The organism is Enterococcus sp. SMC-9 (genome assembly GCF_021011285.1).
GTDB lineage: Bacteria > Bacillota > Bacilli > Lactobacillales > Enterococcaceae > Enterococcus_C > Enterococcus_C montenegrensis.
In genome coordinates this window covers 102742-116208 of record NZ_JAILYE010000001.1, presented here as the reverse complement: position 1 = coordinate 116208, position 13467 = coordinate 102742, and the positions used below count along the sequence as shown (strand labels likewise).

Below are 13467 nucleotides of genomic sequence, written 5' to 3'. Positions count from 1 at the left end.
AAGCTTTGGCCCCACGGTATTTTGTGATACACTACAAACGTACATTCGCTTGTTAATTTGTAGAGTTGACCTGATAAAATATTGAAAGAGGAGGCGTCTGTATGCTTACCGTTGCAAAAGTAGCCAAGGCAAAACATGGTTTTTATGAAGTCGACTTATCAGACGGCAATTCACTAAAAGTCTCAGAAGATTTATTAATCAAATTCCGCTTATTAAAGGGAATGGAATTAGATGAAAAAGATGTTGAAGAGATAAAAAAAAATGCCCATTACGATATCGGTGTTCAATTTGCGCTAAATTATATTAGTTACCAGTTGCGTTCTGAAAAAGAAGTGCGCAGTTACTTAAAGGAACGTGAAATTCCAAGTTTTGATCGAGAAAAAATCATTCGTCATTTAAAAGACTTAAGTGTGCTGGATGATAAAGTCTATGGTGAGAGTTATGTTCGGACACAAATGCGACTAAGTGATAAAGGTCCCAGTGTATTAAAACAACAGTTGCAACAAAAAGGGTTAAAACCAGAAGTAATTGACGCTGCACTTAGTCTTTATAATGAGAAAATACAGTTTTCAGTAGCCCAGCGTGCTGCTGAAAAGGCTCTTAAGAAAATCCACAATAAAAGTTTCAAGGAAACAAAACAAAAATTACAGCTTTCCTTAAGACAAAAAGGTTTCAGTGGCGATGTAGCATCAGCTGTATTGGATAGTCTAGAATTAGAGATGGATGAAGAAACGGAAATAGAAGCCCTAAAAAAAGCTGGTGAGAAACTGTGGCGGCGTCATCAAAATAAAGCGCCCCACATTCGTAATCAAAAAATTAAACAAAGTCTTTATCAAAAGGGTTTTGCATTAGAGGAGATTCAGCAGTTTATCGATGAGCAGACAGAATGAGTACTTAAATGAAAAGCAAATAAAAAAGCTTCAAACAGACTTTATCTCGTGGTATGAAAATGAGCGACGCAACTTGCCATGGCGGCAGACAAATGATCCGTATTTTATTTGGATTTCAGAAATTATGTTGCAACAGACCCGAGTGGATACGGTAATTGCCTATTTTTATCGGTTTACAAAAAAATATCCCACAATAAAAGCATTAGCCCAAAGCGATGAACAAGAACTTTTAAAAGTTTGGGAGGGACTGGGGTATTATTCTAGAGCACGTAATTTAAAAAAAGCGGCCCAACAAATTATGACAGAATTTGACGGTGTTTTTCCAAGCGACATTGAAGCTATTCGTTCATTAAAAGGAATTGGACCGTATACCGCTGGCGCGATTGCCAGCATCGCTTTTCAAAAAGCAGAACCGGCAATTGACGGCAATGCAATGCGTGTAATCAGTCGCTTGTACGGTGTCGACTCAGATATTGCCAAACCAGCTAGTCGCAAGATTTTTGATGAAATTTTGCGTAAACTGATCCCAACCAGTGCACCAGGAGATTTTAATCAGGCTTTGATGGATCTTGGATCAGGGGTTTGTACGCCTAAAAAGCCAGAGTGTCTTAGTTGTCCTTTAAAAAACTTTTGCTTTTCCTATAAAACACAGCAACAAGAAAAATTTCCGGTTAAAACTAAAGCTGCTAAACCAAAAGACGTATATTACGTTGCCGTTGCCATTGTTAATGATAGTGGAGAATATCTTTTAGTACAGCGGCCTGATGAAGGACTCTTAGCAAAAATGTGGACATTTCCTTTAATTGAAGTAAGTCGGCAAGACTTTGAAATAACACAAAAAAACTTTGCAAAAAATGCTGCCCCTATTGATCTTTTTAGTGTGGCAGAGGAGGTGCCGCTACCAGCCAGCTTGCCGCAAGATGTCGTTTGGCAAAAACGACATTTAGGCGAAATCAAACATATTTTTAGTCATTTAAAATGGCATGTATTGCTTTTTTATGGCGTAGCCCAATCAAATTTTGCCAAGCCTTTAAGGGGGCGATTTGTCCCAATCAAAGAGTTTAGCACCTATGTATTCCCGAAACCGCAGCAAAAGTTAGTAGGCCTATTGGAAAAAAGCAAACAGTGAATAAACATTTCTAGTCAAGCTTTGTTTTTATTGCTATAATAATTACGATGTCGGTGTAAAACATACCCAACATACCATCACGGTTAAAAGGGAAGGTTAGAGTATGCAAATTCCAAAAGAAGGCGAGTTTGTAACAATCCAGAGTTATAAACATGATGGCAATTTGCACCGTACGTGGCGAGATACAATGGTTTTAAAAACCAGCGAATATTCGATGATTGGCGTAAATGACCACACACTGGTGACAGAGTCTGACGGTAGACGATGGGTGACTAGAGAACCTGCAATCGTTTATTTTCATAAAAAGTGTTGGTTCAACGTCATTGCTATGATTCGCGAAAAAGGTGTCTCTTATTATTGTAATCTAGCTTCACCTTATTTATTAGATGAGGAGGCCTTGAAGTATATTGATTATGATCTTGATATCAAGGTTTTTCCTGATGGTGAAAAGCGGCTACTAGATGTGGATGAATATGAGCAACATAGTAAACTCATGCATTATCCCAAAGACGTTGATTATATTTTAAAAGAAAACGTCAAAATATTAGTGGATTGGATTAATAATGGTAAAGGTCCTTTTTCAGAAGGCTATATCGATATTTGGTATGACCGCTACAAGCAATTGTCACGAAAATAAAAAAACTATCCTGCATTTTTGTGTGGGATAGTTTTTTTAGGCTCATTTAAGTAAATTAAGGTACAATAAAGATATCAAATAAATCACAGGTTGGATAATAGATGAAACGAAAAATTAAGTTTACAATTGTCATTTTAGTAATCGCCATAATCAGCGCTGGCGCTCTAATTGGACAATATAATATAAAAAGTGAAGCACAGCCAACAGTGAAGAAAAAAGAACAAGAGTCTTTTGTTACGATTGTAGATTCTAACCCGTTAACCGTAAGCACAAAAAAAGTGCAAGTTTATGTTGATCCGGCGTTATACAGTACCACGGCTGAAACGGCAAATGACTATGTTGCCTTAAAAGAGTCCCCCAACGCAAAAAGTGCGACTTTAGTTAATTTGTACCGCGGAGAATGGGGCGCATACTTAGCAAGTCAAAATGATTGGATTAAAATCAATAGCAATGACGGAAAAATCGGATGGTTAAAAAAAGAAAACACCCAAATTATGACCAGTACACGTAAAGTGAAACCGACATTAACGCAATTTAAAGTGGTCTTGGATGCCGGTCATGGTGGAATTGACACTGGTGCAGAAAGTGACGATGGTACACTTACTGAAAAAGAATTAACACTTCAGACCGTAAAAAAAATTGGTGCGGCGTTAGAAAAAATCGGTGTTAGCGTTGCATATACCCGGACCCAAGACAACTATTTGGCGTTGGAAGATATTACCAAAAAATCAATGGCAGAAAGTGCGGATCTATTTATCAGTATTCATTATGACAAATACGACTATGATAACGGCATGAATGGACAAACGACCTACTATTACTATCAAGATGATAAATTTGCCGCAACGAGTATTAATACAGCACTTCAAAAAAACTTAGCCTTGAATAATAACGGCATTAGGCTGGGCAATTACTTTGTGTTACGCCAGTCTAATCGTCCCAGCCTATTATTAGAATTGGGCTATTTAAACAGCGACAGTGATTTAGCACTAATCAAGCAAGCAGACTTTCAAGACAAAGTAGCTACAGGGATTGTAGCTGGTATTCAGACTTACGTTAATGAACTGAATTTGAACCAATAAACAAAAGCCCAAAGAAATAGTAATTGTTTTAACAACTACTGTTTCTTTGGGCTTTTTAGTCTATATGCAAGCTTATCGTATTAAGTTTTTGCAAGATCAACTTGATTAAATGAACTAGATTTTAGTCTGCCAATTTTTTTATCATGGTGACGTGTTTAATGCCTGCTTCTGTAAAAGGTTCCCCGGTCGCCTTAAAACCCATTTCTTGGTAAAAAGCGCGTGCTTGCCATTGTGAGCCTAAGGTAATTTCTTTAAAATCATGTTCTTTTGCAAAATCTTCTGCCCCTTGTAACAAAATTTTTCCTAAACCTTTACCCCGATATTCTTTTAGCACAGCCATGCGTTGTACTTTTACTGTAGTATCATCTAGTGGCAAAAGACGGACGGTTGCCAGTGGTTTTTTTTGGTCATCATATAAGACAAAATGGATTGCATAAGCTTCGTTACCATCAATTTCAATGGATAAAGGAACTTTTTGTTCTTTTACAAAAACTTGGTTACGGATTTTCACCGCAGCTAAATAAATCTCACTCATAGTATCTCTAGTTTGGAGGATACGCAAAAAAATCGCCTTCTTTCAATATTTTTTCAATTCTTGCAAAAATAATTGCAAATACCCTTGTTTTAAGTTTGCAAGTCAGTTATTTTTTGATAAGATTAGTAACAACTAAAATTAAAACAGAATGACGAAATTGTAAACTGTTTTGTTTAGCTGAAGGAGTGATAATTTGTTAGAAAAACTAAAAAATTCAAAAATCATGTTTTGGTCATTAGAATTACTAATTTTGGCTACCTTGATTTTTGTTTCAACCAAAATTGATTTCATTTTTAAACCAATTGGAACTTTTTTCTCAACCCTTTTTGCACCAGTTCTAATTGCGGGGTTTTTGTATTATTTATTAAACCCAATTGTGAACTTATTGGAAAAAAGAGTCAAACTAAAACGAATTTATGGAATTATTTTAGTTTTTATTCTTTTAATCGGTGCGTTGGTCTTAATTATCGGTAGTGTTATTCCAAGTCTTGTCAGCCAAATTACTTCGTTGGCTGAAAGTATCCCTTCATTTATTGCAAGTGTGGAGGACTGGATCAGAGAAATGGCACGTAGTCCGTTTTTCAAACAAATCGATCTGCAAGCGCAATTTGATAAATTGGACATTTCCTACGGTACGATTATTCAACGCTTTTTAAGTAGCCTTTCCAATAGTATCGGTTCAATTGTTGGTCAAGTCGCAAATGCCACGATGATTATTGTAACTGCGCCCTTTATTTTATTTTACATGTTAAAAGACGGAAATCGTTTGGTGCCAAATATTCAACGTTTCTTTCCCGTTAATCGGCGCCAGCAAATTGTGGATCTCTTAGGAAAGTTAAATTATACATTATCGAAATATATTAGCGGACAAGCCATTGAATGTGTTTTTGTTGCTACATTTACTTTTATCGGGTATTTGGTCATCGGGGTGGATTACGCCTTCTTATTTGGTGTGATTGCAGGGGTCACCAACTTAATTCCTTACTTGGGTCCTTATTTAGGGCTGATGCCAGCTGTTTTAGTGACTGTTTTTGATTCACCACTAAAAGCATTGCTGTGTTGTGTTGTCGTCTTAATTGTACAACAATTAGATGGAAATATTATTTATCCTAACGTAATTGGAAAAACATTGTCCATTCATCCTTTGACGATTATTTTAGTTTTATTAGTAGCCGGAAACATTGCAGGGTTATTAGGGATTTTCTTAGGGGTGCCATTTTACGCTGTGTGCCGGGTTTTAGTCACCTTTATTGTGAAGTTAGTGAAAGAAGATAAAAAAATCCATGAGGATGAATTAGTAAAAGATGAGATACAACAAACGGAGTAGTATTGTTTTTATTGCAAAGAATTTACCTTTGTGATACGATTTTAGCGTGGCATTTGCCACGCTTTTTTTCTATTTAAACATGAAAATATAAGGAGAGAAAGAAATTATGAATTCTGACCCCGAGAGTCAGTCGCTGATCGCCCAGTTTTTATTATTAATTGTTTTAACGCTGATTAATGCCTTTTTGGCTGCTTCAGAAATTGCCGTTGTGTCAATTAACAAAAACCGGGTGGAACAAAAAGCTGAAGAAGGCAATGTCAAGTCGCAAAAATTACTCAAAATATTGGAAAACCCAACTAACTTTTTATCCACCATCCAAGTGGGGATTACGTTAGTAAATATTTTATCAGGGGCATCCTTAGCTGACACGCTATCTAGCCGTCTGGCACCTGTTTTAGGTGGTGGAGCTGCCGCTAAAAGTATTGCCAATATTATCGTTTTAGCGATTTTAACTTATGTGTCCATCGTTTTTGGGGAATTATACCCTAAGCGAATTGCCTTAAATAAATCAGAAGAAGTTGCGACTTTTACTTCTGGTGTTATCCGTGTCATTGGCACAATCGCAAAACCTTTTGTGTGGTTATTATCGGCATCAACCAGTCTATTGGCAAAAATTACGCCGATGGATTTTGATGATGAAGACTCAAAAATGACCCGCGATGAAATGCGTTATATGTTGGAAACAGAAGGTGTTTTAGAAGAAGACGAATTGGAAATGTTACAAGGGGTCTTTTCACTAGATACAAAAGTGGCGCGCGAAGTCATGGTACCTAGAACAGACGCTTTTATGGTAGACATTAATGATCCAATCGCTGAAATTGTAACTGACGTGTTATCAGAAAATTATTCCCGTATTCCAGTCTATGATGAAGATAAGGACAAAGTAATTGGTGTCTTGCATACTAAGAATCTTTTGAAAGCGGCTTATCAATTTGGCTTTGAAAATATTGATATGCATAAGATTTTACAAGAGCCTTTATTTGTACCAGAAACAGTTTTTATTGACGACTTATTATATGAATTGAAAAAGACCCGTAACCAAATGGCGATTCTTTTAGATGAGTATGGTGGTATGGTAGGGGTTGTGACATTAGAAGACTTGTTGGAAGAAATCGTAGGTGAAATTGACGATGAAACCGATGAAGTAGAAAAACTATATGAACAAGTAAATGATCATGAATATATTATTCAAGGTCGCATGCTAATTGATGAGTTTAACGAAGCCTTTGACACGGACTTGCATATGAGTGATGTGGATACAATGGCTGGATACCTAATCACAGCTTTGGGAACTATTCCAGATGAAGGTGAGAAACTTTCTTTTGAAGTGGACAACTTGACTCTGATTTCTGAAGAGATGGAAGGTTCACGTGTGTTGAAAATCCGCGTTATTTTCCGCGACCCGGAAATTGAAGTTCAACCAGAGGAAGAAAGACGTCATTTTCGTAAAGAGTTTGAAGATGACGAGCCAAGACGTTAAGAAGTGGAGGTGATGTGCTGAAATTTTGGCACATCACTTTTTTATCGTTTATGAAATTTTCATTCCATGCTATACTAGCATAGTTGTTTACTATTACCCTAAGCCAAAATACAAGTTAATGGCTACTGCCATTTTTAATTTTACGAAATAAAGGAGAACACAATGGATAACCCAAATTTACGAAAAGAAGTCGATAGCCGACGCACGTTTGCAATTATTTCCCACCCGGATGCGGGGAAAACAACAATTACCGAACAATTATTACTTTTTGGTGGTGCCATTCGCCAAGCAGGGACTGTTAAAGGAAAAAAAACAGGTAATTTTGCCAAATCTGACTGGATGGAAATTGAAAAACAACGGGGGATTTCCGTTACAAGTTCTGTGATGCAGTTTGATTACGATGATAAACGTGTGAACATCTTAGACACACCCGGACATGAAGATTTCTCTGAGGATACGTATCGGACATTGATGGCGGTGGATAGTGCTGTTATGGTTATTGATAGTGCCAAAGGGATTGAAGCACAAACAAAAAAATTATTTCAAGTGGTAAAAAAACGAGGAATCCCGATCTTCACTTTTATTAACAAATTAGACCGTGATGGCCGTGAACCACTGGAATTACTGGAAGAATTAGAAGATTTATTACAAATTGAATCATTTCCAATGAACTGGCCAATTGGGATGGGAAAAGGTTTAGAAGGTTTATACGATATTTATAATGAGCGGATTGAATTGTATCGACCAGAAAATTACGGTGGAAAACGTTTAATTCCTCTAGATGAAGAAGGCGAAATTCCAGCGGACCACCCTTTTCGTGGCAGTGGTCAGTATGACCAAGTCTTAGAAGAAGTTGAATTAGTTAAAGAAGCCGGCGATAGCTTTGATCGCAAAAAAATCGCCAGTGGCAAACAAACTCCTGTCTTCTTCGGTTCAGCTTTAACTAATTTTGGTGTTCAAACTTTCTTAGAAACATTTTTAGAATTTGCGCCATCTCCTTATGCCCATAAAACCGAAGAAGGAGATGAAGTCAGTCCATATGAGCCAGAATTTTCCGGTTTTGTCTTCAAAATTCAAGCGAATATGAATCCAGCTCACCGTGACCGGATTGCATTCGTTAGAATTTGTTCAGGAACCTTTGTTCGCGGGATGGACATCACCTTAGAACGTACTGGTAAAAAAATGAAATTAAGCAATGTTACTCAATTTATGGCAGATGCTAGAGAAAATATCCAAGAAGCTGTTGCTGGCGATATTATCGGGGTTTATGATACTGGTAATTATCAAATTGGCGATACGCTTTATGAAGGAAAATTAAAAGTTGCGTATGAAGAGTTGCCATCATTTACGCCAGAGCTATTTATGAAAGTACAAGCCAAAAATGTGATGAAACAAAAATCATTTCATAAAGGCATTCAGCAATTGGTGCAAGAAGGCGCTATTCAGATGTACCGTACTTATTTAACTGACGAATATGTCATTGGTGCGGTAGGCCAATTGCAATTTGAAGTTTTCCAATATCGGATGAAAAATGAATACAATGCCGAAGTTGTTATGACACCGATGGGACATAAGATCGCTCGCTGGATCGATCCTGCCCAACTTGATGAAAAAATGAGCTCTAGTAGAAATATTTTGGCTCGTGACCGTTTTGATCAACCTTTATTCTTATTTGAAAATCAATTTGCGATGCGCTGGTTTGCTGATAAGTATCCTGATGTGGAATTAAAGAGTTTGATGTAAGTGATAAAAATAGACACCTTACTTAAAAAAGTAGGGTGTCTATTTATTTAATAACAATATATTCATCTAAAGCAATAAGTTTATTTGTAAATAAAACCCAAAAATTATGCTAGTAATCAATTGAAATTGAGAATTTTTTTTTTTGAAATATAATCGCCTAGCCAAAGATTATTCCTTTGTGCTATTATGAAGTATAAACTCAAAAGGGGAAGTAAGATGTTAGAAAATATTTTGTTAGACGATCCAGCTCAAAATAAATTGATGCTCTTTAAGCACATGCTAGAACTTGATCGCGGTTTATACCCAATTCATTATTTTGAAAAATACACTGGTTTTTCTCATATTAAAACAGCTAATCTGCTAAACCAAATGAATCAAGATTTAAAAGACTTAGAAACTGGATATGTGTTGTTTACAGAAAAAGAAAAAGTACAAATCGATGGGAATTTACCCAAATTTCACAGCTATCAACAGTTTCTTTTTCAAAGTAGTGTACCTTATCGCGTCTTAGTGGCTACCTTGCTTCAACCGGAAATGGATTTAAAAGATTTTGGGCAACAAACAAATTTAAGTCAATCTTCTTTAATGCGGCGACTAAAACCCTTAGTTGCTTATTTAAAAGATAAAGGAATTCGATTAAATTGTCTACAAATGGAAGTGACTGGACGAGAAGCGCTGGTACGAATTATGTACTTCAATTTTTTGTGGATGGTGGATTTTGGCACAGAATTATTCCAGCATTTTGAAATTCTAAATGTTGATTTGAATGCGTTGTTTGATGAAGATGACTTAGCTTTTCTAAAATACGTAGAACAACGGGAATTTACGGTCTATCAAGCGATTAGTTTGTTACGGACTCAACTAGGCTATTATGTCGACGAACCAGAGATTAACCATTATTTCTATCCAACAACAATTAATGGCCGCTTTAAACAAAAGTTAGCGCAAAGTGGTGTAGCTGAAACATACCAAGAAAGAGAAGCTAATTTTGTATCTTATATGATTTTTTATTGGCCACAGTATTTTTCAGAAGATGATCCCCGTCTGTCTTTTGTACGGAAAAATTATAAGAACCTGACAACTTCAAAGGAAAAGGCAAAAGTCTTTTTTGATAAAATGCTGCCCTATTTCCAAAGCTTTTCCCGTAGCAAGCAGGAATTAATTCTGTTAAATTATCAAACGATTTTTCTACGCCAAGAATTATTTGACGGCAAAGCACCGAAAAATCTAGATTTCATCTTGGAAAGTTTGAAAATTCAACATCCCAATTATGAAATTTTACATGGACATATTGCCAGTGCAATAGAAGCAGAGGAAAGCGCTGATTTAATTAATCTTTTAACTTTAGTCAGCTTGCCACAAGTTGAACGCAGTGAGAAGACAGAAAAGATTAAAGTAGGAATTATTGGCTTTCCTAACCACTTCTTATTATATTCTTTGATTAATCGTATCGAGGACTTGCCATTTGTCGAATATTCTTTAATGAATACCGCCTCTAAAGAAAAATACGACGCAGTAATTACATGTTCTAACTCGCTCGTTCCGTTAGAGAACTCAAATTACTGGATTGTTGAAGGTGAAGATTCTTTTGATGCAACAGATGATTTTTTATTTCATATTTTTAAAGAAAGACAAAAAGATCAAAAAGTTCATTTGAATATTGGTTAAAGCTAACCCGTAAAGATCTGCCTTGTCTAAAACTTAGGTAAAAAGGGATGTTGGAAAATTCAGAATTACTGAAAAACTTTAGAGAGGCTATTAACGAGTTATGGGTCAGTTATATAAAAAAATCTGGGATAAAAAGGCAACGTGGCTTTTTATCCCAGATTTTTTTATGATGCATTGTTACTTAGTTGGTTTGTTTTAATTGAAATTTCTACAAGACCTGGTAGCTCAATTTGGGTAATTGTATCAGGCTCATAACTGCCAGAGGGCATTTTTTTCAAAAAATATTCTTTTACTTCATTAATTTCACGTTCGTTAAGGTTGCGCTTTTTATTAATCAGCAAAATTTCGTTATGATGCGGGGCAACTGTATAAACGATGGTCGAATTGCCCGCCGTATAAACTTTCACCAATTCGGCGTCCGTATTTTCTAACTGATTGCGTACCAAACGCGAATGGCTATTGGTAACGTTGATTAATTTCATCTGGTTCACTCCTTCAAGGCAAGTTTGAACTAACTCAATTATTATTATACGGTTCCGGACTTATTTAGCAAAGTGATTACACTTGAAAAATCAAACAAAATTTGTTAATTTTGGTAGTTTTCTAAACTATTTTTTTGTATATGAGCTAAAAAGCAGAGGTCTAACTTTTATTAAAAGTTAGACCTCTGCTTTTGTTAATTTAATTATTCTTCTTTTGTTTTGTCTTGATTACTTAAATCTTCTTTTGAATCTTTTGTCTCATTAACCTGTAAGGCGGTAACTTCAATTTTACCGTCTTTGGTTAAGTGGGCAGTGAGTTCTTTAACTGTTGGATGATCTAAGAAGTATTCGGCAATGCCATCTTCAATTTGATCTTGAATAGTACGACGTAATGGGCGAGCACCCATTGCAGGGTTATACCCCAAGTCGACTAATTTTTCTTCTACATCTTTTGGTACAGTGATGTGTAAGTGTTGTACAGCCAGCATATCGTTTACTTCATTTAACATTAAGTCGACAATGTGAAGTAAATTGTCTTTACTTAAAGCTTTGAATTCGATAATACCGTCAAAACGGTTCAAAAATTCAGGTGAGAAGTAATTGTTTAATTGATTTAAGACAGAACGTGTCACGCCTTCTCTGGTTGCGCCAAAACCAACGCTGGCTTCGACATTACCTGTGCCGGCATTACTTGTCATAATAATCAATGTATCTTTGAAGCTAACTGTTCGCCCTTGGGCATCGGTTAGACGTCCATCGTCTAAAATTTGCAAGAACATGTGCAAAACATCTGGATGGGCTTTTTCGATTTCATCTAACAAAATCAAGCTGTAAGGATTACGACGAACTTTTTCTGTTAATTGACCAGCTTCTTCATAGCCAACATAGCCTGGAGGAGAACCGATTAATTTAGCCACACTATGTTTTTCCATGTACTCAGACATATCAAAACGAATCATAGAATCTTCAGAACCAAACATTTCATAAGCTAATTGTTTTGCTAATTCAGTTTTACCAACACCAGTTGGTCCAACGAATAGAAAAGAGCCGATTGGACGATTTTTCTTGCCCAAACCAACACGATTACGGCGGATAGCCTTAGCAACTTTATCAATTGCTTCATCTTGACCAATAACATGTTCTTTTAAATCATGGCCGAGATTTTTCAATTGTGTTTGTTCTTTTTCTTTTAATTCGCCAACGGGAATACCCGTACGTTCTTCAACAATTTGTTCCATATCTTTTTCAGAGATGGTAGGTGTTTCTTCATCGCTGATTTGTTTATTTTTCATTTCTTCTAATTTATTGATTTGATCGCGATAATACGCTGCTTTTTCAAAATCTTCTTCCTTAGAAGCTTGTTGTTTTTGTGCTTCGGCATCCGCCAGCTTTTTCTCAATGGCTTTTGGATCAACTAATTGAATCGTTAAGTTTTTCTTGGAACCTGATTCATCTAATAAATCAATTGCTTTATCAGGTAAAAAGCGATCTTGGATATAACGATTTGAAAGGATAGCCGCCGCTTTGATTGCATCATCGGTATATTTTACATGGTGATAATCTTCATAACGTGGTTGCAAACCTTTCAAAATTGCGATGGTTTCTTCAACGGAAGGTTCGTCTACTCGAACTGGTTGCATCCGACGTTCTAAAGCAGCGTCTTTTTCAATGATGCGGTACTCGTTTAAAGTAGTAGCACCAACCATTTGCAATTCTCCTCGAGCTAAAGCCGGTTTCAAGATATTGCCTGCGTCCATATTGCCATCACCAGCCGCACCGGCACCAACAATTTCGTGTACTTCATCAATGAACAAGATAACATTTTCAGCTTGTTTAATTTCATCGATTAACTTTTGCATCCGTTCTTCAAATTGCCCTCTTATACCTGTTCCTTGAACTAGAGAGGCTACGTCTAAACGGATAACTTCTTTATCAAGAAGTTTTTGTGGAACATCGCCGTCGACGATCTTTTGAGCCAAGCCTTCAACGACAGCCGTTTTACCCACACCGGGTTCTCCGATTAAAACAGGGTTATTTTTTGTTCGACGATTTAAAATTTCAATAACACGTTTAATTTCTTCGTCACGACCGACAACTGGATCAATATCACCATTACGGGCTTGTTCAGTGATGTTGATACCATATTCACCTAAAAGACCGTTAGCTCCTTGGTTTTGGCGAGGAGGTTGTCCGCCGTTAAAGTTATTGCCACCACCAAATTGCGTAGGGGGCGTTTGTTCACCAGCATTTCTTGGTTGCATTTGTTGCGACATTTGACGGAATAAATCGTCAAGACTTCCAAAGCCAAATGGATCTTGGGCCATCATACTTGTTTGACTACCAGTTTGATTTTTTAGTTTTTGGTAGCAGCTTTGGCAGTAGTCCAGTTGCTTTCTTTGGCCATTTACATTTGCGTATAAATGAATGGTTGCTTCATTTTTGCCACAGTTTTGACAAAGCATAAATAATTCACGACCTTTCATGGATTTACTTA

Annotated in this window: 11 protein-coding genes; 8 read left to right on the top strand and 3 right to left on the bottom strand. The window is 36.5% G+C overall.

Translation table 11 applies throughout. The annotated features are described in order from the left end of the window. Positions 1 to 101: 101 nt before the first annotated feature. The 4 genes from recX to K4422_RS00560 all read left to right on the top strand — a co-directional run bounded on the left by recX (position 102) and on the right by K4422_RS00560 (position 3738). Positions 102 to 890, top strand: coding sequence for a recombination regulator RecX (recX, locus tag K4422_RS00575; protein WP_230708529.1), 789 nt, complete (start codon positions 102 to 104; stop codon positions 888 to 890). Continuing rightward, positions 874 to 2019, top strand: coding sequence for an A/G-specific adenine glycosylase (gene mutY, locus K4422_RS00570; RefSeq protein ID WP_230708527.1), 1146 nt, complete (start codon positions 874 to 876; stop codon positions 2017 to 2019). The genes recX and mutY overlap by 17 nt, the downstream gene beginning before the upstream one ends. A 103-nt stretch (positions 2020 to 2122) precedes the next feature. Continuing rightward, a complete protein-coding gene (gene ntdP, locus K4422_RS00565; protein ID WP_071864770.1) occupies positions 2123 to 2656 on the top strand; it encodes a nucleoside tri-diphosphate phosphatase in 534 nt (177 codons plus the stop codon). A gap of 101 nt (positions 2657 to 2757) precedes the next feature. Then, positions 2758 to 3738: an N-acetylmuramoyl-L-alanine amidase gene (locus K4422_RS00560; protein WP_230708523.1), complete on the top strand. Its 981-nt coding sequence runs from the start codon at positions 2758 to 2760 to the stop codon at positions 3736 to 3738. A 121-nt stretch (positions 3739 to 3859) separates the two neighbouring features. On the opposite strand, the gene K4422_RS00555 is transcribed toward K4422_RS00560, so the two are convergent. Continuing rightward, a complete protein-coding gene (locus tag K4422_RS00555; RefSeq protein ID WP_206903971.1) occupies positions 3860 to 4300 on the bottom strand; it encodes a GNAT family N-acetyltransferase in 441 nt (146 codons plus the stop codon). Between the two features lie 166 nt (positions 4301 to 4466). Here K4422_RS00555 and K4422_RS00550 point away from each other — a divergent pair, with 166 nt between their 5' ends. The 4 genes from K4422_RS00550 to K4422_RS00535 all read left to right on the top strand — a co-directional run bounded on the left by K4422_RS00550 (position 4467) and on the right by K4422_RS00535 (position 10491). Then, positions 4467 to 5600, top strand: a complete 1134-nt coding sequence (locus K4422_RS00550; protein ID WP_206903972.1) for an AI-2E family transporter — start codon at positions 4467 to 4469, stop codon at positions 5598 to 5600. Between the two features lie 106 nt (positions 5601 to 5706). Further along, positions 5707 to 7080, top strand: coding sequence for a hemolysin family protein (locus K4422_RS00545; protein ID WP_206903973.1), 1374 nt, complete (start codon positions 5707 to 5709; stop codon positions 7078 to 7080). A 162-nt stretch (positions 7081 to 7242) separates the two neighbouring features. Beyond that, entirely contained in the window at positions 7243 to 8823 is a 1581-nt protein-coding gene (locus tag K4422_RS00540; protein ID WP_206903974.1) for a peptide chain release factor 3, read from the top strand. Between the two features lie 216 nt (positions 8824 to 9039). Continuing rightward, positions 9040 to 10491: a helix-turn-helix domain-containing protein gene (locus K4422_RS00535; RefSeq protein ID WP_230708522.1), complete on the top strand. Its 1452-nt coding sequence runs from the start codon at positions 9040 to 9042 to the stop codon at positions 10489 to 10491. A gap of 164 nt (positions 10492 to 10655) precedes the next feature. On the opposite strand, the gene K4422_RS00530 is transcribed toward K4422_RS00535, so the two are convergent. Next, a complete protein-coding gene (locus K4422_RS00530; protein WP_206903976.1) occupies positions 10656 to 10973 on the bottom strand; it encodes a DUF1827 family protein in 318 nt (105 codons plus the stop codon). 203 nt (positions 10974 to 11176) lie between these two features. Next, entirely contained in the window at positions 11177 to 13435 is a 2259-nt protein-coding gene (locus K4422_RS00525; RefSeq protein WP_206904193.1) for an ATP-dependent Clp protease ATP-binding subunit, read from the bottom strand. Positions 13436 to 13467: the final 32 nt, after the last annotated feature.